The following is a 21,638-nucleotide window of genomic DNA, read 5'->3' as shown; positions in this document are numbered from 1 at the left end:
GCCGGCCGGGGCCTCGTCGCCCGCCCCGGCCGCCGCGTGGTCCGGGCGCCGTCCGGCGGACAGGCGGGCCGCCCGCTCCGCCACCTCGGGAGGGGCCCCGAGCCACATCTGGAGGCCGCGCGGCCCGGCGATCTCCGCGGCCACCACCTCGCCCGCCGTCGCCCCGGTGACCCGGCGGACGATCTCGCCCACCAGGAAGCCGTACGACACGGCGTGGTAGCCGTGCTCGGCCCCCGGCTCCCAGATCGGGGCCTGCCCGGCCAGGCGGGCGGCGATCGCCGGCAGGTCCTCGAACTCCTCGACCGGCACCTGCTCCTCGATGGCGGGCAGCCCGGCCCGGTGGCTCAGCACGTGCTCGACCGTGACCCCGGCCTTGCCGTTGGCGGCGAACTCCGGCCAGTACGCGCTCACCGGCGCCCGCACGTCGACCAGGCCGCGCTCGGCGAGCAGCAGCAGCGCGGTGGCCGCGACGGCCTTGGTGCAGGAGTACGCGAGGACCGGGGTGTCGCGCTCCCACGGACGGCCGGTGCGCCGGTCGGCCAGCCCGCCCCACAGGTCGACGACCGGCTCGCCGTCCAGGAACACCGCGAACGCGGCACCGATCTCCTGACCGGCCGCGAAGTGGCGCTCGAACACCTCCCTCACCTGCGAGAAGCGGGGGTCGCAGTGGCCGTCGATCGTCGTCATGGGCACCCCCTCACCCTAGGTCGCGGTCGCGCCGAGGATCCGGGCCGACTCGGATTCCTGTGCGAGGCGGCGGAAGACGTCGAGGACCCGGCCGTACAGGACCGTGCAGATCACCAGCGTCTCGACCGCCACCTCTCGCGGCCCGTCGAAGGGAATCCTGCTCATCTCGTGGTCGTGGGCGAGCCGCATGGCGGAGGCCGCGTACGGGAGGAGGTCGGCCTGGCCGGCCGGCATGCCGAGCCGCTTCAGCGTGACCAGCGCCCGGGCCAGCTCGTCGCGGGTGGGCGCGAGCGGGGTGACGGTCCAGCCCAGGCCGGCGATCAGCTCGTCGACCGTCTGCCTGGCCTCCCGCAGGTCGTCGTCGCCGGCGTCCGGCTCGGGCGCGGCCCCGAGGGCGTAGTGGGCCGTGCCGAGCATCGTGTGCACCGGGAGATCCTCGTCCTCGACGGCCTCGATCACCCGGCGGATGGCCGCGACCGGCAGCCGCCCGACCTCCAGCAGGGCCCGGATCAGCCGCAGCCGGCGCAGGTGTGACGGGCCGTACTCGGCCCGCGTGGCGGCCGTCTGCTCGCCCGCGGGCAGCAGGCCCTCCCGCAGGTAGTACTTGATGGTCGGGATGGGCACCCCGGATTCGGCGCTGAGCTGGGAGATGCGCATGGACCGATGCTAATGGATAGCCACGCTATCCAAGCAGGAAGGACGACAACGCGTGGGGATTATGGGCGCTCCTGGGGTGGATGGGCTACGCTCCGTCTACCCCGGACCGGCACCGGCCCGAGGTGGACGGACACGCGCGGAGAGCACCCATGGGCAGGCACAGGCGCGGGAAGACACAGGGCATCGAGACCGTGGGGGATCTGATCGAGGCCCTGGAACGGTTCGATCCCGACCTCGAAATCAGGTTCGCCGTCCAGCCGCGCATGCCGATGGGCTACCGGGTGGGCCCGCTCGCGGAGTTCGACGACATCCTGTGGATCGGGGAGGCCACCTCCGACGGCTACGTCCCCGACGGGGCCGCCAACCGGCTCGGCTGGCGCTGACTCCGTTCCCACCAGGTGGCGGCGACCAGCTCGGCGACCAGGGTCTCGGTGAGCAGCGCCACGTCCGGGTCGTCGTCGTGGCGGTACCGCACCGAGGCCGCCTGGCCCGGCACGTCCCCGCCCACGGTCAGCACCGTGCTCCCGCGCTCGCGGATCCACTCCATGGCCTGGCCGTCGTACCGCGACCCGGGGAACAGGAGCGCCCGGTAGTCGCGGGTCTTGGTGAGATAGACGTCGACGTGGGCCCAGTCGCCGGTCTCGCAGGCGTCCGCCGGGCGGCGCGGCCCCTCGCGGACCATCAGCGCCGACTGCTCGGCCGACGACAGCCGCTCCGCCGGGGCGATCGCGTAGACGCCGTCCGGGCCGTCGAGCAGCGCGGCGGCCTCCTCCAGCCACTCGCCCCGCCGGTCGAGGAGGTCGGCGGCGGCCTCGGCCGCCCGCCGTGCGAGGTCCGGGAGCCCGGGACGGCGCGTGAGCGCGAGCAGCAGGACCAGGGTGTGCTGGAACGTCCGGCAGGCCACGCCGCCCCGCTCCTCGCCCGCCGTCATCGGGACCACCAGATCGGCGCCCTCGGTCACGGGGGACCCGGGCACGTTGGTCAGGGCCACGACGAACGACGAGCCGGCGTGCCTGGCCAGCGCGTCGAGCGTCTCCCGGCTGCCGCCCGTGGCCGAGACGGCCACCGCGACCGTCCCCGGGCCGGAGGGGGTGCCGTACGCCGCCGAGGCGTACTCGGCGACCGCGTCGACCCCGGCCGCCCGCAGCCGCTGGGCCGCGACCCCCGCGGCGTAGCGGGAGCTGCCCATGCCGAGCAGCACCAGGCGGCCGGCCCGGGCGGGCAGCCCCGCGAAGGGGTCGCCCTCGTCCAGGAAGGCGGCCAGCGCCTCCAGCGCCCGGGGCTTGTCCTCCAGGTCGGCGAGGAAGAGCTCGGGGTTCACATGTCGTCCCTTCGTGGTCAGGGGTACCAGGACCGCAGCACGCCCATCGGGACGTACCGCCAGCGCGGCAGATGGCGGGCGGCGTAGATCAGCTCGCGGCACTCCTGCTCGACCTCGAACGGCCGCAGCAGCGACAGGTCGAGCAGCCCGGCCCGGCCGCCGCCGGCCAGGGCCTCCGCGTACGCCGCCTCGAGCGAGGAACGGGCGGTCGCCGCCCACGCCGCCGTCGCGTCCGGGTCGGCCGACCGCCGCCGCACGGCGACCCGGCCGGCGTGGTCGACGCTGGTGGACAGCTGGGCCAGGTCGCGGGCAGCGGGCTGGTAGGCGTCCGCGCCTGTCACGGTCGGGTTGCCGTCGAAGTCGACGACCGCGTAGCCGCCGCTCCACCGCAGGATCTGGCCCACGTGCAGGTCGCCGTGGATCCGGATGAGCGGCGACGGGCCGGCGCCGGCCAGCGGGGCCAGCTCGCGCCGCAGCGCGCCGGCCCGTCCGGCCAGCCAGGCGCCGTCCTCGCCGTCCGTCAGCGCCAGCGCCTCCCGCAGCGCCTCCTCCGCCCGGCCCGCCCAGGCCGCGGGGGACGAGTGCCGCACCGGGTCGGGGAAGACCTCGGACGGCGTGGCCATCGCGAGGTGCAGCTCGGCGGCCAGGCGGCCGATCTCGGCGGCGAAGGCGGTGCGGCCGGCCACCGCCTCGTCCACGCACCACTCCCAGCCGTCCCGGGCCCCCGGCAGGTAGGCCGTGACCAGCGCGACGAGGGCGTCCTCCCAGTACAGCGCCGCGTACGGCCGGGCCGTACGGGTGAACCCGGCCAGGTGGGACAGCAGGCCGGGCGCGGGGTGCGGCGCGCGCGACGGCCGGGGGAACCACTTGACGACCACCGTCTCACCGGCGATCACCGAGCGGTTGGTCTGGTCGACCTCGACGGCTCGCTCGCCGGGCGGCACGGCGGGCAGCGGCGCGAACGCCCGCGCCGTGAACGGCGGCGGGGGAGCCGCGCCCTCCGCGAGCGCCCGCACGACGGCCGAGGTCACCCCCTCCGCCGCGTCGAGGGTCAGCGAGCCGTCCGCAGCGACCGCCACCGACGGCCAGCCCCGATCTGCGGACGTCATCGGGCCGGCGCCTGGAGCGGATGGCCGGTGGCCAGGCGGGCGTACCCGAGGATCAGCTCGACGGCCGTGTCGGGGTCGATGGAGTGGTGGCGGGCGATGACCCGGTAGCCGTAGGCGTCCTCCAGCGCGACGAGGTTGCGTCCGATCGTCTCGGAGTCGTGCGCCAGCCGGAAGACGCCCTGGGCGGCGCCGGTCTCCAGGATCGCCTGGTACATGGACACCTGGCGGTCGAACAGCGTGGTGAGCAGCGTCGCGTAGACGCGGTTGCGCCCGGCCGCGCCGCCCAGCTCGCACAGCAGCCGGACGCCCGTGTCGTCGGGCCCGTCCGGCAGCCCCGACCTGATCGTGGTGACGAGCCGGACGGCGGGGTCGGCGATGCCGCTCGCCGCCCGCACCCGCCGCTCGTGGAAGCGCTCCATGCCCGCGTGGTGGGCCTCGATCAGCAGGTCGCGCAGGTCGGGGTAGTGGTAGAGGACCGCGCCCGAGGTGAGGCCGGCCTCCTCGGCGATCTGGTTCAGGTGGACGCCCTCGACGCCGTGCTGGATGATCGCCCGCCGGGCCGCGTCGATGAGGTCGACCCGCCGGGCGGCCCTGCTCTTGCGCTGAGTCATTGCACCCCGCTTCATCGTCCGCGACACCATACTCTCCCAGCTCTTGACGGGCGCAAGGGCCAGGTAATTGAATCTCGCTTCAACTGGAGAGGCGGGAGGGGTCCCCACATGTCGGACAAGCGGCTGACGATCCTGTTCATGCCGGAGAGCGCCTACGGGCCCACCAACAACTGCATCGGGATCGGGGACGTGCTGCGCCGCCGGGGCCACCGGGTCGTGTTCGCCGCCGAGGCGTCGTGGAAGGGCAAGCTGGAGGCCCTGGGCTTCGAGGAGGACCTGGTCGACCTCGCTCCGCCGGCCGAGGAGGAGCAGGACCCCGGCCAGTTCTGGAAGGACTTCATCCGCGACACCGCGCCGGAGTACCGCAAGAGCACGCGGGAGCAGCTCGACACGGTCATCAGGCCCATCTGGGAGGCGCTGATCGACGGCGCCAAGTACTGCGAGCCGCAGCTCAAGGCCATCATCGAGCGGGTCGGGCCCGACGTGGTCGTGGAGGACAACGTCGTCGCCTTCCCCGCCCTCGTGACGGCGGGCGTGCCGTTCGTACGGATCGTCTCCTGCAACCCGCTGGAGGTGAAGGGCCCGGGCGTCGCGCCCCCCTTCTCGGGCCTGCCCGCCGACGGCACGGGCTGGGACGCCTTCCGGGCCGAGTACGACCGGACGCACCGCGAGCTGTGGTCGGCGTTCAGCGAATGGGTGGTGGAGCAGGGCGCCCCGGCGCTGCCCGACCTGGAGTTCGTCCACGAGGGCGACGCCAACCTCTACGTCTATCCGGAGATCCTCGACTACACGGCGGAGCGGCCGCTCGGCCCGTCCTGGACCCGGCTCGACTCCTCGGTGCGGGAGACCGACGAGGAGTTCACGCTGCCCGAGATCCCGGGCGAGGGCGCGCTCGTCTACTTCTCGCTCGGGTCCCTCGGCTCGGCCGACGTGGAGCTGATGCGCCGGATCATCTCCGTGCTGGCCCGCACCCCGCACCGCTACATCGTCTCGAAGGGGCCGCTGCACGAGGAGATCGAGCTGGCCCCCAACATGTGGGGCGCCGAGTTCGTGCCCCAGACGAAGATCATCCCGCTCGCCGACCTGGTGATCACGCACGGCGGCAACAACACCACCACCGAGGCCCTGCACTTCGGCAAGCCGATGATCGTGCTCCCGCTCTTCTGGGACCAGTACGACAACGCCCAGCGCGTGCACGAGACCGGCGCGGGCGTGCGACTCGACACGTACGGCTTCGCCGACGAGGAGCTCATCGGGGCGATCGACCGGCTGCTGGGGGACGACGCGCTGCGCGCCCGGCTCGCGGCGGCCGGCGAGGAGATCCGCCGCCGCGACGGCCTGCGCCTGGCCGCCGACGTCATCGAGAAGCTCGTATGACGGTCCTCGTCAACCCGGCCGACGGGCGGACGCTCGGAGAGGTGCCGGACACGCCCCCGGAGGCGGTGGCCTCGGCCGTGCGGGCGGCCCGCGCGGCGTTCGAGCAGTGGCGCGAGACGACGCCGGGGGAACGGGCGCGGGTGTTGCTGCGCCTGGCCGACCTCGTCGAGGCGGACGCCGAGGAGCTCACCCGGCTCGAGGTCGAGGAGACCGGCAAGCCTGCCGCCGTGTTCCGCGACGGCGAGCTGCCGTTCGGAGTCGACAACCTGCGCTTCTTCGCCGGGGCCGCCCGGTCGCTCGACGGGACCGGCGCGGGCGTCCTGAGCGCCGGGTACACCTCGATGCTGCTGCGCCGGCCGATCGGCGTGGTCGGCTCGATCGCGCCCTGGAACTTCCCGTTCATCATGGCGGTCTGGAAGATCGGCCCGGCGGTCGCGGCGGGCAACGCCGTCGTGATCAAGCCGGCGCCGCGGACGCCCCGCACCACGCTGCGCCTCGCGGAGCTCATGGCCAGGGCCGGCGCGCCGGATGGCCTGCTCCAGGTCGTGACGGGCGGCGCCGGCGTGGGCGAGGCGCTGGTCACCGACCCGGGCGTCGACATGGTCAGCGTGACCGGTTCGACCGAGACCGGCCGGGCCGTCATGCGGGGAGCGGTGGCCGGGCTCAAGCGGGTCCACCTCGAACTGGGCGGCAAGGCCCCGGCGCTCGTCTTCGCCGACGCCCCGCTGGAGGACATGGCCGCCGGGGTCGTGATGGGCGCCACCTACAACACCGGGCAGGACTGCACCGCGGCCACCCGCGTCTACGTGGAGAGGTCCCGCTACGCCGAGGCGGTGGACGCGCTCCGGGAGGCGCTGTCGCGCGTCCGGCCGGGCGACCCGTGGGCGGCCGACTCCGACATCGGCCCGCTCATCTCGCCCGAGCACCGCGACCGCGTCCACGGGTTCGTCTCCCGGGCCTCCGGACGCGTCGTCTGCGGCGGGCGGCCGCTCGACGGGCCGGGCTTCTACTACCCGCCCACGCTCGTGGCCGACGCCGACCAAGGCAGCGAGATCGTCCAGGGCGAGGTCTTCGGGCCCGTGCTCGTCGCCCTGCCGTTCGACGGCGAGGACGAGGCGGTCCGCCTCGCTAACGGCACGCCGTACGGCCTGGCCTCGTCGGTCTGGACGGCGGACGTGTCGCGGGCGCTGCGCGTGTCCCACCGGCTGGACGTGGGGGTGACCTGGGTCAACGACCACCTGCCCATCGCCTCGGAGGCCCCGCACGGCGGCGTCAAGGGCAGCGGCTTCGGCAAGGACATGAGTCAGGAGGCCGTCCTGGAGTACTCGGTGACCCGGCACCTGATGATCAAGCACGCGGCCCCCGCGGCCCGCGACTCGTTCCGCCCGGCCTGACGAGCCTGCGGGAGACGGCCTAGTCGCCGGGGACGTTCTTCAGCGCCTCCCGGCGGCTGAGGCCGGTGATCCTCTTGTGGTCGACGTACCGGACGACCTCGCCCGGGTTGGTCTTGGCGTACTCCCGCAGGGCCCAGCCGATGGCCTTGCGGGCGAAGAAGTCGGTGTCCGACAGGCTCGGCTCGATGCAGGCGTACAGCAGGCCGACGTCGGTGCGCTCCTTGAAGGAGTTCTGGCACAGGATCGCCGTGCGCCGCTTCCACAGGTCGCCGTCGCGCGCCCACTCCAGCATGAGCGGGCGCATGCTCTCGGGGAAGAGCCGCAGCAGGGTCCCGACCCGGTGCACGGCGATCTCGTCGACCAGGTCCCACCAGGCGCCGGTGACGACCATCTCCTCGTACATCGGGACGGTGTAGAGCGTCTGCCAGGGCCGGTAGAACCGGTGCGCCGTGAGCTCGATGGCGGCGTACCGCTCCTCGCGGTACTCGGCCTCCCGCCAGATCGCCAGCACGGCCCTGCGCCACTCGGGGGCGCTGTCGAGCCGGTGCTCGGCGAAGACGCGCCGCAGCGCGGCCCGCCGCGGCACCGCCGGCACGCCGAGGAACGGCATCTCCGACTTCATGTACGCCCGCATGCCGGCGGCCTTGGAGGGGTCGGCGGCCTCGGTCAGCGCCAGCCGTACTTCCTTGACGAGGACGAGGCTCATGGACGCGGGCTCGCCCCGTCGCCGCTGGCCAGGCCGTCGAACAGGACCTTGACGTAGTGGTCCGCGAGGCCCTCGGTGTCGAGGCGGCCGCCGGGCCGGAACCAGCGCACGGTGACCCAGATGGTGTCGCGGATCATTCGGTAGGTGAGCTTCGGGTCGACGTCCGCGCGGAACTGGCCGACGGCCTGGCCGCGCTTGATCTGCTCGACCCACATGCGCTCGACCTCGTCCTCGGCTCTGACCAGGTAGTCGAACCGGTCGCCGGGCAGCGAGCGCAGGTAGTTCCAGTCGTTCTGCATCACGGTGATCGCGGCCCGGTGGGCCTCCAGCGTGCCGAACCCGATGCGCACCATCTCCGACAGGACGGCCCGCGGGTCGGACCCGTTGTCGAGGGCGACCCGGTAACGGGCGATCAGATCCTCGAGGAAGGTGCGCAGCACCTCGTCGACGATCGTCTCCTTGGAGTCGAAGTGGTGGTAGAGGCTGCCGGACAGGATTCCGGCCTCGAGCGCGATCTCCCGCACGGTCGTCGCCTGGAAGCCCTTGCGCGCGAAGAGCTCGGCGGCGAGCTTCACGAGATGGTCGCGCCGCTCCGACGCCGATCCCGCCGCCGCCGCGCGCCTGCCGCGCATGGGTGCGGCGGCGCCCCCCGGGTCCTTACGCTGGTTCACGGACCCATTATGGCTGTCAAGCAAGAGCTTGTTCACGCCCCCCGCCTTCCCGCAACCGCCGCCGCGGGCCGGGCCCGTAGGGCAGGATCGAACCTATGGCGAAATTGGGCTATCCGTTCACCTTGGGGGTGGCTTCGGGAGAACCGTTACCCGACGGCGTGATCCTGTGGACCCGCCTGGCCCCCGAGCCCCTGCACCCGACCCGGCCCGGCGGCATGCCCAGCAGGGCGATGACCGTCCGGTGGGAGGTCGCCGAGGACGAGGCGTTCACCCGCGTCGTCCAGTCGGGCGCGGCCTCCGCGCAGCCCGACTGGGCGCACAGCGTCCACGTCCGGGTCGCCGGCCTCGCGGCCGGCGCCGACTACTTCTACCGGTTCACGCTCGACGACCACGTCAGCCCGACCGGCCGCACGAGGACCGCCCCCGCCGGCGCCTCGACCGCCCCCGTCCGGTTCGGCTTCGTCTCCTGCCAGCGCTACGAGCACGGCTACTTCACCGCGCTGCGGCACCTCGCCGGCGAACGGCCGGACGTGATCCTGCACCTCGGCGACTACATCTACGAGTACGGCAAGCCGAAGAACCCCGGGCCCGGCCGGTACGTCCGCCCGCTGGAGTCGGAGGCCGAGTGCACGACGCTGGGCGCCTACCGCAACCGCTACGCCCGCTACAAGATGGACGCCGACCTCCAGGCCGCGCACGCCGCCGCGCCGTGGATCGCGCTCCCCGACGACCACGAGGTGCGGGACAACTGGGCCGGCTCACTGCCCGGCGACGGCAGCAGCCCGGCCGCGTTCCTCAAGCGCAGGGCCGCCGCCTTCAAGGCGTACTACGAGCACATGCCGCTGCGGGTGCGCCCCTCCGGGCCGAGCCTGCAGAACTACCGCTGGCGCCCGTACGGCCGGGTGGCCGAGTTCGTCGTCGCGGACGCGCGGCAGTACCGCGAGGGGCGCGACATGCTCGGCGCGGAGCAGGAGCGCTGGCTGGTCGCCCGCCTCACCGGCGCGACAGCCCGGTGGAAGGTGCTCGCCCAGGCGGTGTTCTTCGCCCAGCGGAAGTTCCCGCTGGAGCCGCCCAGCACCGACGCCTGGGACGGCTTCCCCGACTCCCGCGCCCGGATCCTGGCGCACGCGCCGGACGGCCTCGTGGTGGTCAGCGGCGACGTGCACAACAACTGGGCCGGCGACCTGCGGGCCGACTGGGACGACCCGGCCTCGAAGGCGCTCGGCGTGGAGTTCGTGGGCACGGCCGTCACCAGCATGCCGCCGGCCACCGACGGGAGCGCGATCCTGGCGGCCAACCCCCACCTCGCCTTCTTCGACAGCCACCGCGGATACGTCTCGTGCACGGCGAGCATGGACTCCTTCCAGGCCGACTACCGGGGGGTCGCCTTCGTCGACCGCCCGGGCGCCCCGGTGACCACGATCGCCAGCTTTCAGGTGAAGGAGAACAAGCTGCAGCGCATCGATCTGTGAAAACCCAGGCCAGCCCCACTAGCGAATAGGAAACTTTCCTATTAGATTTCGGGCATGCCTGAGCGCTGCCCTGATCTTTCCGACCGCTCCGCCACAGCATGAAGCGGAGCCCCGAGCTGCTGCGGCTCGCCGACACGGTCCTCCTGCCCGGTTTCGTGGGGACGGCGCCGCCCGACTGGGTGCGGCGCCGGATCGCCGGCGGGCTGGCGGGGGTGGTGCTGTTCTCCCGCAACGTCGACACCCCGGCCCAGCTCGCCGACCTGACCGCGGCCCTGCGCGCCGAGAACCCCGACATCCTCGTCGGCATCGACGAGGAGGCGGGCGAGGTGACCCGGCTGGAGGCCCGCACGGGCAGCTCCCGCCCCGGGAACTACGCCCTCGGGATCGTCGACGACGAGGACCTGACCGAGCAGGTGGCCCGGGACATCGGTCGCGACCTGCGGGCCACGGGGGTGAACCTCGACTTCGCCCCCGCCGCCGACGTCAACTCCAACCCCGACAACCCGGTCATCGGCCTGCGGTCGTTCGGCGCCGACCCCCGCCTGGTCGCCCGGCACACCGCGGCGTGGATCCGCGGCCTGCAGTCCACCGGCGTCGCCGCCTGCGCCAAGCACTTCCCCGGGCACGGCGACACGGCCGTGGACTCCCACCACGGAGTGCCGCGCGTGGCGGCCGGCCGCGAGGAGCTGGCCGAGGTCGAGCTGTGGCCGTTCCGCGCCGCCATCGCCGAGGGCGTGCGCTCGATCATGACCGGCCACCTGCTCGTCACCTCCTACGACGACGAGCTTCCCGCGACGCTGAGCCCCCGCGTCCTCACCGGCCTGCTCAGGGAGGAGCTCGGCTTCGAGGGCATGATCGTCACCGACGGCATCGAGATGGCGGCCGTCGCCGGCCAGTACGGCATCGGCGGCGCGAGCGCGCTCGCCCTGGCGGCCGGCGCCGACTCCGTCTGCGTAGGCGGCCAGAACGCCGACGAGGCCACCCTCGACCTCATCAGGGACGCGGTCGCGGACGCCGTCGCCGAGGGCCGCCTGACCGAGGAGCGGCTGGCCGACGCCGCCGAGCGGGTGCGCGCGCTGGCCACCTGGCACGCCGAGGCATCCCTCGCCGCCCAGCCCGACCGCATCGGCCTGGTCGCGGCCCGCCGGGCCGTGCGGGTCACCCGCCGCGGGCCCGCGGACGGCGTGCTCCCGCTGGCCGCCGCCCCGCACGTGGTCGAGCTCGCCCCCGAGACCAACCTCGCGATCGACAAGGGCATGCCGTGGGGCGCCGGCGAGCCGCTGAGCAAGCTGCTGCCCGGCACCACGGTCACCCGGCTCAGCGAGCCGGACGTCCACGACGGCCTCCCCGACGCGGCCCTCGGCGACGCGGCCGACCGGCCCCTGGTGATCGTCGTCCGGGACGCCCACCGCCACCCCTGGCAGATGGACACGCTGGAGCGGATGCTGGCCGCCCGGCCCGACGGGATCGTCGTGGAGATGGGCCTGCCCGGCCGTACGGACCTGGGGGCGGTGCACATCGCCACGCACGGCGCGGCACGGGTGTGCGGCCAGGCGGCGGCGGAGGTGCTGACCGGCCTGCGCGCCCTCTGACCCCCGCCCCGCCCGGCGGGGGTGACAGGGCCGCGGTGACACGTCCGTACCATTGGACGCTGATGACACCGAGCCGGGAGCACGAGTGAACGTCGCCTACGTCACCACCGCCCACCCCGTCGCCCGCTTCGACGACGAGCGGGAGTCCGCGCTCGCCGCCTGGCTGGGAGCCGGCATCGAGGGCACCGCGGTGGTGTGGGACGACCCGCGGGTCGACTGGTCGCAGTTCGACGCCGCGGTGGTCCGCTCGGTGTGGGACTACGTCGAGCGGCGCGACGAGTTCGTCGCCTGGGCGCATCGCGTCGAGTCGGCCACCCGCCTGTTCAACCCCGCCTCGGTGCTGGAGTGGAACACCGACAAGTCGTACCTGCGCGACATCGGCGTGCCGACCGTGCCGACCCACTGGGCGCGTCCGGGGGACGAGCTGCCGGGCTGGGCCGAGTTCGTCGTCAAGCCGACGGTCTCCGCGGGGGCGCGGGACACCGTCCGCACCGCCGACCGGGCCGCCGCCCGCGCCCACGCCGACCGGCTGCTCGGCGAGGGCCGGGCCGTGATGGTCCAGCCGTACATGGAGGCCGTGGAGCACGAGGGCGAGCTGTCGATGCTCTACTTCGGGGGCGAGTTCAGCCACGCCGTCCGGCGGCACCCCATGCTGACCGAGGTCGAGATCACCGCCGACAACCGCGCGACGCTGCGCGACCCCGACGACGACCAGTTCGCGCTGGCCGAGCGGGTGCTCGCGCAGGTGGGGCGGCCGCTGCTGTACGCCCGGGTCGACGTGGTGCGCATGCCCGACGGGGAGCCGGTTCTGATGGAGCTGGAGGCGACCGAGCCGTACCTGTTCCTGGGGTACGAGCTGGCCGCCCCCGACCTGTTCGCCCGGGCCCTGGCCGACCTGCTCTAGCGCCCGCGCAGGGCCAGCCGCACGGCGTCGGCGGGCCCGGCCGCGGCCACCGGGCCGGGCACCGGCGCGCCGGACGCGTCCACCACCCGCCAGCCGCCCAGGGTGACGACGGGGGTGCCGCCCCGCATGGCGAGGGCCAGCTCCGACAGCGTCCCCCACGAGCCGCCGACCACGATCACCGCGTCGGCGGCCCGCACGATCAGCGCGTTGCGGGCCTCGCCCATCCCGGTCGGGAGCGCGACGGTGAGGTCGGGGCTCGCGCCCGCCCGGTCGCGCCCGGACAGGACGCCGACCACGGTGCCCCCGGCCTCCCGGGCGCCCGCGGCGGCCGCGGCCATGACCCCGCCGTACCCGCCGCACACGACGACCGCCCCGGCCCGGGCCAGCAGGCCGCCCACGGCACGGGCGGCCTCGGCCTCCTCCGGCGAGCACTCGCCCGGCCCGCACACCGCGACCTGAACCATGCGGGAAGTGTACGGACGGCGGGTCAGCCGTGCGTGGACAGGCCGCCGTCCACCGGGATGACCGCGCCCGTGAGGTAGGACCCGGCGCGCGAGGCGAGGAAGATCGCGGCGCCGGCCATGTCGTCGGGCCGGCCGATGCGGCCCAGCGGCACGTTGCTCTCGATCGCGCCGCGCATCTGCGGGTCGTCCAGCGCGAACGCCATCATCTTCGACTCGAACGGCCCGGGCGCGATGGCGTTCACCGTGATCGACTCGCCGGCGAGCTGGTGGGCCAGGTGCCGGGTCAGCATGTGGACGCCCGCCTTGGCCGCCGAGTAGGCGTAGTTCTCCATGAACGGCACCCGGATCCCGTCGATGGAACCGATGTTGATCACCCGGGCGGGGTCCTCGGGCGACGCGGAGGCGCGCAGCAGCGGCAGGAGGCGCCGGGTCAGGAAGAACACGCCCTTGACGTTGATGTTCCAGAGCTTGTCGAAGGCGTGCTCCGGATACTCCTCCAGCGGCGCCCCCCAGCTCGCGCCCGCGTTGTTGACGAGCACGTCGAGCCGGTCCTCCCGGGAGGACACGGCCTGCGCCAGCGCCTCGACGCCGTCGGGGGTCGACAGGTCGGCCTGGACGGCCGGGCAGCCGAGCTCGGCCGCCGTGGCGTCCAGCTCGTCCTTCTTCCGCGAGGAGATGTAGACGGTCGCGCCGGCGTCGAGGAACCCGCGCGCGATCATCTTGCCGATCCCGCGCGAGCCGCCCGTGACGACGACCGTCTTGCCTTCCACCGAGAACAGAGTCATGGCCGCAGCATACCGACCGGTCGGTTCCTGTGTCCCGGACGGCGGCGCGGGTTCGGTTCCTGTCAGACGACCTAGGGCTGGAAGGTGCCGTACCCGCCGCGGAAGAAGACCAGCGGGCCGCCGTCCTCGTGGCGGTCGAGGCCGTGGACCCGCGCGACGACGATCACGTGGTCGCCCGCGACGTGCTCGGCCTCGACGGTGCAGTCGATCCAGGCGAGCGACCCGTCGATGACCGGGCCGCCGCCGGGGGAGAGGGTCCACGTCAGGCCCGCGAACTTGTCGCCGCCGCTGGAGGCGAGGCGGGCGCAGACCTGGTGCTGGTGGTCGGCGAGCACGTTCACGCACAGCCCGCGGGCCGTGCGCAGGCGCGGCCAGGTCGTGCTGGTGTGGGCGACGCAGAACGAGACGAGCGGCGGGTCGAGGCTCACCGAGGCGAAGGAGTTGGCCGCCAGCCCGCACGGCTCTCCGGTGCCGGGGTCGATCGCGGTGATCGCCACGACGCCGGTCGCGAAACGGCCGAGGACGGCCCGGAAGTGCTGGGGGTGCACGGCCGGCAGCGTCCGGGCCCCGTCATGGCCGAGCCTGCGGGCCACATGGGTGCTCATGCGCGCCTCCTCTGTCGCCGCCGGCCGCCACCCGGAACGTGCCCGGGCGGCACAGGGCCTCCCAAACAAGTTTCAAGGAGACTTCGGGTGCGCGCATTCCCCAACGGGGCGTACGGACTCCCGGGCCCGGTCACGGCAACGCGTCCTGGCGGGCGTGGGGGACCCGCCAGGACGCGTACCGCCCCGGCGCGAGACCTCGACCCCGGCGAGGGTTGGGGTCGAGACCTCGTTCAATCGCGCGGAGTCAGCGGGGAGCCGTCGTCCTCCTCTTCGGACGGCCGCTCCGGCGTCCTGTAATGACGCATGATCAGGCGTGTCGCGCCGCCGGGGTCGTCCGAGGGGTGGGTCACGACCACGTCCCCCTCATGCCACACGAATGACCCGTTCTTGCACCAGACGGTCAGGTCGGTGGATACCGACAGCACTGACATGCCGTTCCCGTTGCTCTGGTAGGTGTGGGTGAACCCCTGCCGATGCAACGCGTAGCGCAGCAGTCGCGTCGCCTCGCCGGGGTCGCGCCAGGGCAAGTACGGCGTACCCGCACGAACCGCTAGCACCCTGCCCCACCCCCATTGGATGGATTTGTACCAACGTTTGGATAATGCGCGGCCGGACGCGCTCCGGTCAAGGGGTTGTTTCTTGAAAGACCGAGATCCTCTAGATTTGTTGGAACAAAAGGGTGGATTGAGGAAAGATGGCACGATCGTCGCTCTACCAGCAGGTGGCCGCCGAGGTACGCAGGGCCATCTACACGGGCGAACTCGCGCCAGGCGACCAGATCCCGACCGAGACCGACCTCATGGAGGCCCACGGCGTCAGCCGCAACACCGTGCGGCTGGCCCTCGGCGAGCTCGAGAACGAAGGTCTCATCCTGCGGATGCGCCGGCGCGGGACGTTCGTGCGCGAGAGGCGCCCTCTTCTCATGCGCCCCCAGGACGAGTTCCTGCCGCTGGACCAGGGCGAGCCGCGCTTCGACTCGTTCGTGCACGCGGTCACGGCCGAGGGCCGGACGGCCGACCAGCGCATCGAGGTGTCCATCGTGGAGCCCCCCGAGGACGTGGCCACCCGGCTCGCCCTCGCCGACGGGGCGCTCGCCGTCGTACGCCGCCGCCTGCGGTTCGTGGACGGCCAGCCATACAACACGCTGGACTCCTACTTCCCGCTCGACCTGGTCGCGGACTCGGAGATCGGCAGGCCGGGGGACATCACGCGCGGCGCCAACCGCGTACTGGAGGAGCTCGGACACCCCCAGGTCAGGGTTGTCGACGATATCTCGGCACGTATGCCGACCTCGGATGAGTCGACGCGGCTCCAGCTGGAACCCGGCACGCCCGTCGTCGTCTACGTCCGGGTCGGCTACGACACGGAGGACACGCCCGTGCGCGTCGCCGTGTCGGTGCTCCCCGCCGACAAACACCTGATCCGATACGAGCTGGACCGTCATTGACGAGGCCCGGGCGCCCTCGCCGCTGAGGGGACGCCCCCGGCCGCCCTCCCCTCCCCGGGGTGGCCCGGGGCCGCCCGCCGCCCGCGCGCCGACCCCTGATCGTCCGCCGTTCCGCCCGCGCGTCCGCCGGCGGGACGGCCCGGCGCGACCTCGCCGCCCGCCCTCGCCCCGCCGCCCCCGGGCGCCCTGAGGCGATCTTGAGTCCGTCCGCGACGCGGGGCCGCGCGCCGTCGCGTCGTCACTCTTCGCGATCGCCCGAACGCCGTCAGCACCGAAAGGACCAAGCATGCCCGCGACCACCCTGAACCTCCTCGCCGAGCTCACGCTGCGCAGCGCCGTCCCGGACGACCTGCCCGCCGTCCTCGCCCTGCTCGCCGACACGGCCCACTGGCTCGACGCCCGGGGCGTACGGCAGTGGCCGGCGGACGGCTTCCCCGCGGAGCGCATCGAGCCGCTGATCCGGGAGGGGGTCCTGTACCTGCTGGACGACGGCCGGGGCGGCCTCCCCGCGGCGACCGTGGCGCTCGACGGCCACGCCGACCCCGAGTTCTGGACGCCCGCCGACCGTCCCGGCGACGCGCTCTACGTCCACAAGCTCGCCGTGAGCCGGGCGCACTCGGGCCAGGGCCTCGGCGAGGCCCTGCTCGACTGGGCCGGGCTGCGGGCCGACGCCGAGGGGCGGCGCTGGCTGCGCCTGGACTGCTCCAAGGACAACCGGCGCCTGCAGGCGTACTACCGGGAGGCGGGGTTCCGGCACGTCAGGACCGTCGACCTCCCGCACCGGGCCTCCGGCGCGCTCTTCGAGCGGCACGCCTCGGGAACGCTCCTGGAGCGGCGACCGGCCGCCGCCCGGGCGCACGTCCGCGTCCCGCGCCAGGCGGCCGAGGCGCGCTTCTGACACGATTTGCGACAAGGAGTTGATCCCAGTCTGAACAGGGTGGATGCCGTACGGCGTAACAAAGCCACCCGATACTGTTCACCTCATGACCGGATCTCTCCTTGAAGTGATCGCGCTCGACGTGCGCGATGCCGCGGCCGCCGAGGAGGGTGGGGCCGACCGCCTCGAGGTGGTGTCCGACATGGGCGCGGGCGGGCTCACCCCCTCGGCCGACCTGGTCGCGGCGATCTCGGAGGAGTGCGCGCTGCCGCAGATGGTCATGCTCCGGTGCAACGCCGGGTTCACCGTGACGCCGGAGGAGCTGGACCGGCTCCGCAGGGACGTCAAGGAGCTGGCCGAGGCCGGCGCGGCAGGGTTCGTCTTCGGGTTCCTGACGGCCGACGGGACGGTGGACCGGGAGGCGACCGACGCGCTGATCCATGCCGTCGCCCCGCTCCCGTGGACGTTCCACCGCGCCGTGGACCACGCCGCGGACGTCCAGGCGGCCTGGCGGGCCGTGCGGCTCCTGCCGAACCTCGCCACCGTGCTCACCTCCGGCTCCCCGCAGGGCGTGGGCGCCGGGCTCGGGGTGTTACGGACGCGGAGCGAGGCCGGGGACGGGCCCCTGGTGCTCGCCGGGGGCGGCTTGAAGGAGGAGCACGTCCCGGTGCTGCTCGACTACGGCATCAAGGCGTTCCACGTCGGCAGCGCGGTCCGGGGCTCGTGGAGCCGGCCGGTCGACTCCGCGCTCGTGCGCCGCTGGCGCCGCGTCGTCGACCAGGGCTGACCGGCCGGCGGAGCGCGCGGCGGTCCCGGCGCTCGTACGCCGGCGGCTCCGCGCCGTGGCCGGACCGGCAGGCGGAGCGCGCGGTCGGCGCGTGACCGGACCCGTCAGCGGAGCGTGCGGCGCGTGACCGGACCCGTCAGCAGAGCGCGCGGTCGGCCCGGGCGATGGCCGCGGCCAGCGTCTTGACCGTGGCCGGCTCGTCGAGCACGCCGCCGGACGCCGCCCGCCGCTCCTCCCAGGCCCGCACCCGCTCGAGGTACCGCTCGTAGCACTCCAGGTGAAAGGCGTACACGGTGGTGAAGCGGCTGACCAGATGCGACGGGTGCATGTCCCAGCCCTGGTAGAAGCCGTGGGACAGCGAGTGGGAGACGGTCTGCGAGTGCCGCTGGAGCAGGGCCTGCACGTCGTCGGCCGACTCCGACGCCGGGGCGGCGGCCAGTGAGCCGTCCGACAGCTCCACCCCCGTCCCCGCCAGGGCGGTCTGCATCACGTGCCGGGCGTGGTCGCAGGCGGGGTGGTCGAGCCGTTGCTCGCCCGGCGGCAGCCCGAGGGAGGCCGTGTAGTCGAACACCCCGAAGTGCGCCGCGGCCAGCCGCCCCCCGAGCGACGCGACGAGGTCCGGCGACCGCTGCAGCATCAGCACCGTCTGCGGCGCCTCCACCTGCATCTCGAACCGGAGCGTGCCCGCGTCGAGGCGCAGCGTGGACTCCAGTGCCTCCAGGCACCGGGCGAACTGCCGCAGGTAGTCCTCCATGAGCACCTTGGGGAAGGTCACGACGAAGCCCGCGGGCAGCCCGCCGGACCGCCGCATGACCTCGGTGAGGAACCCGTCGAGCGTACGGATCGACCGGCGCGGGTCCCCGTCGGCGAACGACTTGACGCGCAGTCCCCACCGCCGGGGCAGCGTGCCGTCGGCGTGCATGGCGGCCACCGCGGCCGCCGCGCTCTCGGCGTGCCGGTCCTCCTCCTCCGAGGGGCGGGCGCCGTACCCGTCCTCGAAGTCGATCCGCAGGTCCTCGATGGGCTCGACCCCGAGCTTCCTGCGGACCCGGTCGTGCACGGGGGCCGCCAGCAGGGGATCGAGGCCGAACGCCGCGGCCAGCTCCGCCGGCGTGAAGTACAGGCGGTGGAGGAGCTCGGTCGCCTCGTGCCGCCACTCGCCGACGACCGCCGACGTCACCCGGTCGGCGGGGACGTAGACCGTGTGCACCGGCTGCCAGGCCGGCTCCGGCGCCGGGAAGCGCTCCTGCTGCTCCCGGTGGGTCTCCGCGAATCCGTCGAGCAGACCATCCAGGCCCGTCAGCGTGGTCTCCATGCGGACGATCCTCGCAGAAACCGCCACTCACCGCGAAAAGCACATCACGGAACGTGCCTGCGAACTGACGTTCTGTTGGCTATCGTTGGTTCGAACGGGTGAGCGAAAAGAAACGGCCCCCGTGCGGGGGCCGTAGAGCCGGGGGACGTAGCCCCTGGCGCGGTGACTCGATGTTAGGACGTGATGCCGGTGCGCGACAACCCGGTTCCCGAACCCGAGCGTGTCGGCGTCTACGTGGACGGGTTCAACCTCTACTACGGCCTGCGCTCCCTCGCGGGCCGCCGCTACCTCTGGCTGGATCTGTCCGCGCTCGCCCGCCGCCTGCTGAAGCCCGGCCAGGAGCTCCGCGCCGTCCGCTACTTCACCGCGCCCGTCAGGGGCGAGCCGGCCGCGCTCGCGCGCCAGCAGACCTACCAGGCGGCCCTCGAAACGCTCGGCGTGGACATCGTGCTCGGCCGTTTCCAGGAGAGGCGGGAGCGCTGCCGGCTGTGCGGCACGTCCCGGCGCAGCTACGAGGAGAAGCAGTCCGACGCCGCTCTGGCCAGCGCGATCGTGGCGGACGTGGCGCTCGGCGCCGTGGACGTCGTCCTGCTGATGTCCGCGGACTCCGACCTGTGCGCCGCCGTCGAGGCCGTCCGCGGGGTCGACGCCCGGCGCGGCGCGAAGACCCGGGTGATCACGGTCTTCCCGCCGGGGAGACGGTCGGACGCCCTGCGCCGCGCGAGCGACGCGTGGTTTCCCGTCGGCGAGGCCGTCATCCGCCGCGCCCAGCTTCCGCCGCTCGTGCACGGCCGCGACGGCGCCGTCTACCACCGCCCGGCCCACTGGAACTGACCCGCCAAGCGCCCCCGGCCCACCGGGAAAGAGCCGGTCGGCGCTCTACGACGGCCGGCCGCCGCGGCCGCAGGCGGTGAGCATGGCCGTCGTCCCCACGAGCTTCACCCGCTCACCGCGCCCGAGGCTGCCCGCGAGCGCGCCCTCCGCGGCCTCGATCGCCAGCCAGTCGTCGTACGTCACCGGGCTGATGCCGCGCGCGCTCAGCAGGTCGTCGAACCTCGCCGTCGCCACTCCGGGCCGCGCCTCGGCCAGCAGGGTGCGCACGGTCTCCGCGGCGTCCGACTTGTTGGTGCCGATCACGCCCGTCGGCCCGCGTTTGAGCCAGCCGGCGACGTACTGCCGGTCGGCCACCCGCCCCGCCGCGTTCGGCACGGTCATCGACCGCTCGTCGAACGGCACGCCGGGGAGGGCGACGCTCTGGTAGCCCACCGAGCGCATCACCATGTCGGCCGGGATGGTCTCGAACTCCCCGGTCCCCACGACCCGCCCGTCCTCCAGGCGGGTCCGCTCCATCCGCACGCCCTCGACGCGGGAGACGCCCATGATCTCGACCGGGCGCAGCCAGAAGCGGACCTCCAGCCGCCGCGGCCGGTCGGCCGGCACCCGCGACGCCCACGACTGCAGCACGTCGACGTTGCCCCTGGCCTGCCGCGACAGCGCGGCCAGGTCCTCGACCTTGACCTCGTCGGGGAACGTCAGCACGTCGGCGTTGAGCAGGTCGCCCAGCTCGCGCAGCTCCTTGAGCGTGAACTTGGCGTGCTCGGCGCCCCTGCGGCCGACCATGTGGACGCGCTTGACCCGGGAGGCCGCCAGCCGCTCGAGCACCTCCTCCGGCACGTCGGTCGCGCGCAGCTCGTCGGCCGTCTTCGCCATGATCCGCACGACGTCGACCGCCACGTTGCCGACGCCGATGACCACGACCTCCTCGGCGTCCAGGGAGAACCGCTCCGGTGGAACGTCGGGATGCCCGCAGTACCAGTTGACGAAGTCGGTGGCGGCGACGCTGCCCGGCAGGTCCTCCCCGGGGACGCCGAGGTGCCGGTCCACCATCGCGCCCGTGCAGTAGACCACCGCGTCGTAGCAGGACAGCAGGTCGGCGGCGGAGAAGTCCGGGCCCATCTCGACCCCGCCGAGGAACCGCACGCCGGGCGACTCCAGGACCCGCCGGAGATAGCCCGCGATCGACTTGATCGACGTGTGGTCGGGGGCCACGCCGTACCGGACCAGACCGTACGGCGTGGGCAGCCGCTCCAGCACGTCCACCTCGACCGGCGCGGCGGACTGCTTGATGAGCGCCTCGGCCGTGTAGATCCCGGCCGGGCCCGAGCCGACGATCGCGACGCGCAGTGTCACCTTGGCCTCCGTCACCCTGGCCGCGCAGCGGCCACACCGCGATTCTTTATCAAAGGCCCTCCGACTGCCAGCAGGGCCGCCGCGTGGCCCCGCCGCGTCGTCCGGTATGCGGGGGTTGCGGGTGATGAGCCGCACGATCAAAGTGATGCCCGTGGGCTCTGGGGCTAAAAGACGGGGAAACCCGAGGACGAGACGGCGCGACGGTGGGACCCTCCCAGACATGAGGGGAACCCACGGGGGGCGGGCCGAGCCCGCCGCGGACGGCGACGGCGTGCGCGCGCCCAACGCCCGGAGATATGAGGCGCTCGGCCGGGTCATGGCCGCGCTCGCCTGCGAGGCGGAGATGCTGGAGGCGTGCCGCGACCTCGCCTGGTGGCGGGGCGCCGACCACTCCTGGCACGTGGAGTGGCGCGACGGGCCGTACGCCGCGGAGGTCGCGGCGCTGCTGGCGGACCGGGTGGGCGAGCCGGACCAGTCCGCGCTCGCGGTGCCGGCCGGGCCCGCCACGGTCACGACGGCGGCCCTGGACGTCATGGGCGTGAGCTTCGTCTTACGGGCCATCGACCCGCTGGGGATGGAGCGCCTGCGCGCCCGCCCGGGGCTGTGGCGGCTGTCGGCGGCGCTGGACGGCGCGGGCGGCGGCGCCCGCGCGGTGAGCGGAGCCGGC

The 21,638-nt window shown here is 73.7% G+C and carries 24 protein-coding genes; 11 read left to right on the top strand and 13 right to left on the bottom strand.

The window, feature by feature from the left end; translation table 11 throughout:
- Together MPTA5024_RS12235 and MPTA5024_RS12230 are read right to left on the bottom strand one after the other, a co-directional pair.
- On the bottom strand, positions 1-687 hold a 687-nt coding region (locus tag MPTA5024_RS12235; protein ID WP_157099438.1), incomplete at its 3' end, for a serine hydrolase domain-containing protein.
- Between the two features lie 15 nt (positions 688-702).
- Positions 703-1,344 (bottom strand): MerR family transcriptional regulator, encoded by a 642-nt coding sequence (locus MPTA5024_RS12230; RefSeq protein ID WP_036322526.1) that lies wholly within the window; start codon positions 1,342-1,344, stop codon positions 703-705.
- A 149-nt stretch (positions 1,345-1,493) separates the two neighbouring features.
- Here MPTA5024_RS12230 and MPTA5024_RS12225 point away from each other — a divergent pair, with 149 nt between their 5' ends.
- Entirely contained in the window at positions 1,494-1,727 is a 234-nt protein-coding gene (locus MPTA5024_RS12225; protein ID WP_036322524.1) for a hypothetical protein, read from the top strand.
- Here MPTA5024_RS12225 and MPTA5024_RS12220 read toward each other — a convergent pair.
- Genes MPTA5024_RS12220 through MPTA5024_RS12210 form a run of 3 tightly spaced genes read right to left on the bottom strand, consistent with a single transcriptional unit; the run spans position 1,685 to position 4,385 of the window.
- Entirely contained in the window at positions 1,685-2,665 is a 981-nt protein-coding gene (locus tag MPTA5024_RS12220; protein ID WP_051457967.1) for an SIS domain-containing protein, read from the bottom strand. The genes MPTA5024_RS12225 and MPTA5024_RS12220 overlap by 43 nt on opposite strands.
- Positions 2,666-2,682: 17 nt before the next feature.
- Positions 2,683-3,774: an aminoglycoside phosphotransferase gene (locus tag MPTA5024_RS40810; RefSeq protein ID WP_157099386.1), complete on the bottom strand. Its 1,092-nt coding sequence runs from the start codon at positions 3,772-3,774 to the stop codon at positions 2,683-2,685.
- Positions 3,771-4,385 (bottom strand): TetR/AcrR family transcriptional regulator, encoded by a 615-nt coding sequence (locus tag MPTA5024_RS12210; RefSeq protein WP_036322522.1) that lies wholly within the window; start codon positions 4,383-4,385, stop codon positions 3,771-3,773. Before MPTA5024_RS12210 ends, MPTA5024_RS40810 begins: the two co-directional genes overlap by 4 nt.
- Before the next feature lie 108 nt (positions 4,386-4,493).
- Between MPTA5024_RS12210 and MPTA5024_RS12205 the strand changes: the two genes are divergently transcribed.
- Together MPTA5024_RS12205 and MPTA5024_RS12200 are read left to right on the top strand one after the other, a co-directional pair.
- Positions 4,494-5,762, top strand: a complete 1,269-nt coding sequence (locus tag MPTA5024_RS12205) for a glycosyltransferase (RefSeq protein ID WP_036322520.1) — start codon at positions 4,494-4,496, stop codon at positions 5,760-5,762.
- Positions 5,759-7,156 carry an aminobutyraldehyde dehydrogenase gene (locus tag MPTA5024_RS12200; RefSeq protein ID WP_036322518.1) on the top strand — a complete coding sequence of 466 codons (1,398 nt, stop codon included), beginning with the start codon at positions 5,759-5,761 and terminating at the stop codon, positions 7,154-7,156. The genes MPTA5024_RS12205 and MPTA5024_RS12200 overlap by 4 nt, the downstream gene beginning before the upstream one ends.
- Before the next feature lie 19 nt (positions 7,157-7,175).
- Here the strand turns inward: MPTA5024_RS12200 and MPTA5024_RS12195 are convergent, their stop codons facing one another.
- Positions 7,176-7,862: a DNA alkylation repair protein gene (locus MPTA5024_RS12195; protein ID WP_036322516.1), complete on the bottom strand. Its 687-nt coding sequence runs from the start codon at positions 7,860-7,862 to the stop codon at positions 7,176-7,178.
- Positions 7,859-8,494 (bottom strand): TetR/AcrR family transcriptional regulator, encoded by a 636-nt coding sequence (locus tag MPTA5024_RS12190; RefSeq protein WP_051457965.1) that lies wholly within the window; start codon positions 8,492-8,494, stop codon positions 7,859-7,861. The genes MPTA5024_RS12195 and MPTA5024_RS12190 overlap by 4 nt, the downstream gene beginning before the upstream one ends.
- A gap of 134 nt (positions 8,495-8,628) precedes the next feature.
- Between MPTA5024_RS12190 and MPTA5024_RS12185 the strand changes: the two genes are divergently transcribed.
- From MPTA5024_RS12185 to MPTA5024_RS12175, 3 genes are all read left to right on the top strand, one after another.
- Complete coding sequence (locus MPTA5024_RS12185; RefSeq protein WP_084369577.1) at positions 8,629-10,005, top strand: alkaline phosphatase D family protein; 1,377 nt, start codon at positions 8,629-8,631, stop codon at positions 10,003-10,005.
- A 98-nt stretch (positions 10,006-10,103) separates the two neighbouring features.
- On the top strand, positions 10,104-11,597 hold the full coding sequence (locus MPTA5024_RS12180) for a glycoside hydrolase family 3 protein (protein ID WP_036322513.1): 1,494 nt from the start codon (positions 10,104-10,106) through the stop codon (positions 11,595-11,597).
- 85 nt (positions 11,598-11,682) lie between these two features.
- On the top strand, positions 11,683-12,501 hold the full coding sequence (locus tag MPTA5024_RS12175) for an ATP-grasp domain-containing protein (RefSeq protein ID WP_036322511.1): 819 nt from the start codon (positions 11,683-11,685) through the stop codon (positions 12,499-12,501).
- Here MPTA5024_RS12175 and MPTA5024_RS12170 read toward each other — a convergent pair.
- The 4 genes from MPTA5024_RS12170 to MPTA5024_RS12155 form a co-directional block, all read right to left on the bottom strand.
- Entirely contained in the window at positions 12,498-12,965 is a 468-nt protein-coding gene (locus MPTA5024_RS12170) for a TIGR00725 family protein (protein ID WP_036322509.1), read from the bottom strand. The genes MPTA5024_RS12175 and MPTA5024_RS12170 overlap by 4 nt on opposite strands.
- A 23-nt stretch (positions 12,966-12,988) precedes the next feature.
- Complete coding sequence (locus tag MPTA5024_RS12165; RefSeq protein ID WP_036322507.1) at positions 12,989-13,750, bottom strand: SDR family oxidoreductase; 762 nt, start codon at positions 13,748-13,750, stop codon at positions 12,989-12,991.
- Between the two features lie 71 nt (positions 13,751-13,821).
- A complete protein-coding gene (locus tag MPTA5024_RS12160; protein ID WP_084369576.1) occupies positions 13,822-14,355 on the bottom strand; it encodes a flavin reductase family protein in 534 nt (177 codons plus the stop codon).
- A gap of 230 nt (positions 14,356-14,585) precedes the next feature.
- Positions 14,586-14,912, bottom strand: a complete 327-nt coding sequence (locus tag MPTA5024_RS12155) for a hypothetical protein (RefSeq protein ID WP_036322505.1) — start codon at positions 14,910-14,912, stop codon at positions 14,586-14,588.
- 137 nt (positions 14,913-15,049) lie between these two features.
- On the opposite strand from MPTA5024_RS12155, the gene MPTA5024_RS12150 reads away from it, so the two are divergent.
- From MPTA5024_RS12150 to MPTA5024_RS12140, 3 genes are all read left to right on the top strand, one after another.
- The gene (locus MPTA5024_RS12150; RefSeq protein WP_036322503.1) at positions 15,050-15,802 is read left to right on the top strand and encodes a GntR family transcriptional regulator; all 753 of its coding nucleotides are present in this window, start codon (positions 15,050-15,052) and stop codon (positions 15,800-15,802) included.
- A 286-nt stretch (positions 15,803-16,088) separates the two neighbouring features.
- Positions 16,089-16,700, top strand: coding sequence for a GNAT family N-acetyltransferase (locus MPTA5024_RS12145; protein WP_036322501.1), 612 nt, complete (start codon positions 16,089-16,091; stop codon positions 16,698-16,700).
- Between the two features lie 85 nt (positions 16,701-16,785).
- The gene (locus tag MPTA5024_RS12140) at positions 16,786-17,466 is read left to right on the top strand and encodes a copper homeostasis protein CutC (protein ID WP_036322499.1); all 681 of its coding nucleotides are present in this window, start codon (positions 16,786-16,788) and stop codon (positions 17,464-17,466) included.
- Positions 17,467-17,602: 136 nt separating this feature from the next.
- Here the strand turns inward: MPTA5024_RS12140 and MPTA5024_RS12135 are convergent, their stop codons facing one another.
- Positions 17,603-18,781 (bottom strand): DUF6986 family protein, encoded by a 1,179-nt coding sequence (locus tag MPTA5024_RS12135; protein WP_036322497.1) that lies wholly within the window; start codon positions 18,779-18,781, stop codon positions 17,603-17,605.
- Between the two features lie 183 nt (positions 18,782-18,964).
- Between MPTA5024_RS12135 and MPTA5024_RS12130 the strand changes: the two genes are divergently transcribed.
- Positions 18,965-19,615: an NYN domain-containing protein gene (locus tag MPTA5024_RS12130; RefSeq protein ID WP_036322495.1), complete on the top strand. Its 651-nt coding sequence runs from the start codon at positions 18,965-18,967 to the stop codon at positions 19,613-19,615.
- A gap of 45 nt (positions 19,616-19,660) precedes the next feature.
- On the opposite strand, the gene MPTA5024_RS12125 is transcribed toward MPTA5024_RS12130, so the two are convergent.
- Positions 19,661-20,971 (bottom strand): FAD-dependent oxidoreductase, encoded by a 1,311-nt coding sequence (locus MPTA5024_RS12125; RefSeq protein WP_036324024.1) that lies wholly within the window; start codon positions 20,969-20,971, stop codon positions 19,661-19,663.
- A 220-nt stretch (positions 20,972-21,191) separates the two neighbouring features.
- Between MPTA5024_RS12125 and MPTA5024_RS12120 the strand changes: the two genes are divergently transcribed.
- Positions 21,192-21,638: hypothetical protein (locus MPTA5024_RS12120; protein ID WP_198167047.1), on the top strand; the 447-nt coding region annotated here is incomplete at its 3' end.

The organism is Microbispora sp. ATCC PTA-5024 (genome assembly GCF_000511135.2).
Classification (GTDB): Bacteria; Actinomycetota; Actinomycetes; order Streptosporangiales; family Streptosporangiaceae; genus Microbispora; species Microbispora corallina.
Note: the sequence above shows the minus strand (reverse complement) of the source record. Positions and strands in the feature narration are given on the sequence as shown.

What these genes read in the sequence shown, in the direction of transcription:
- MPTA5024_RS12205 (WP_036322520.1), top strand. Translation starts at nt 4,494, where the DNA reads ATGTCGGACAAGCGGCTGACGATCCTGTTCATGCCGGAGAGCGCCTAC.
- MPTA5024_RS40810 (WP_157099386.1), bottom strand. Translation starts at nt 3,774, where the DNA reads ATGACGTCCGCAGATCGGGGCTGGCCGTCGGTGGCGGTCGCTGCGGAC.
- MPTA5024_RS12150 (WP_036322503.1), top strand. Translation starts at nt 15,050, where the DNA reads ATGGCACGATCGTCGCTCTACCAGCAGGTGGCCGCCGAGGTACGCAGG.
- MPTA5024_RS12230 (WP_036322526.1), bottom strand. Translation starts at nt 1,344, where the DNA reads ATGCGCATCTCCCAGCTCAGCGCCGAATCCGGGGTGCCCATCCCGACC.
- MPTA5024_RS12185 (WP_084369577.1), top strand. Translation starts at nt 8,629, where the DNA reads ATGGCGAAATTGGGCTATCCGTTCACCTTGGGGGTGGCTTCGGGAGAA.
- MPTA5024_RS12190 (WP_051457965.1), bottom strand. Translation starts at nt 8,494, where the DNA reads ATGCGCGGCAGGCGCGCGGCGGCGGCGGGATCGGCGTCGGAGCGGCGC.
- MPTA5024_RS12170 (WP_036322509.1), bottom strand. Translation starts at nt 12,965, where the DNA reads ATGGTTCAGGTCGCGGTGTGCGGGCCGGGCGAGTGCTCGCCGGAGGAG.
- MPTA5024_RS12145 (WP_036322501.1), top strand. Translation starts at nt 16,089, where the DNA reads ATGCCCGCGACCACCCTGAACCTCCTCGCCGAGCTCACGCTGCGCAGC.
- MPTA5024_RS12140 (WP_036322499.1), top strand. Translation starts at nt 16,786, where the DNA reads ATGACCGGATCTCTCCTTGAAGTGATCGCGCTCGACGTGCGCGATGCC.
- MPTA5024_RS12160 (WP_084369576.1), bottom strand. Translation starts at nt 14,355, where the DNA reads ATGAGCACCCATGTGGCCCGCAGGCTCGGCCATGACGGGGCCCGGACG.
- MPTA5024_RS12165 (WP_036322507.1), bottom strand. Translation starts at nt 13,750, where the DNA reads ATGACTCTGTTCTCGGTGGAAGGCAAGACGGTCGTCGTCACGGGCGGC.
- MPTA5024_RS12225 (WP_036322524.1), top strand. Translation starts at nt 1,494, where the DNA reads ATGGGCAGGCACAGGCGCGGGAAGACACAGGGCATCGAGACCGTGGGG.
- MPTA5024_RS12195 (WP_036322516.1), bottom strand. Translation starts at nt 7,862, where the DNA reads ATGAGCCTCGTCCTCGTCAAGGAAGTACGGCTGGCGCTGACCGAGGCC.
- MPTA5024_RS12200 (WP_036322518.1), top strand. Translation starts at nt 5,759, where the DNA reads ATGACGGTCCTCGTCAACCCGGCCGACGGGCGGACGCTCGGAGAGGTG.
- MPTA5024_RS12180 (WP_036322513.1), top strand. Translation starts at nt 10,104, where the DNA reads ATGAAGCGGAGCCCCGAGCTGCTGCGGCTCGCCGACACGGTCCTCCTG.
- MPTA5024_RS12130 (WP_036322495.1), top strand. Translation starts at nt 18,965, where the DNA reads ATGCCGGTGCGCGACAACCCGGTTCCCGAACCCGAGCGTGTCGGCGTC.
- MPTA5024_RS12135 (WP_036322497.1), bottom strand. Translation starts at nt 18,781, where the DNA reads ATGGAGACCACGCTGACGGGCCTGGATGGTCTGCTCGACGGATTCGCG.
- MPTA5024_RS12210 (WP_036322522.1), bottom strand. Translation starts at nt 4,385, where the DNA reads ATGACTCAGCGCAAGAGCAGGGCCGCCCGGCGGGTCGACCTCATCGAC.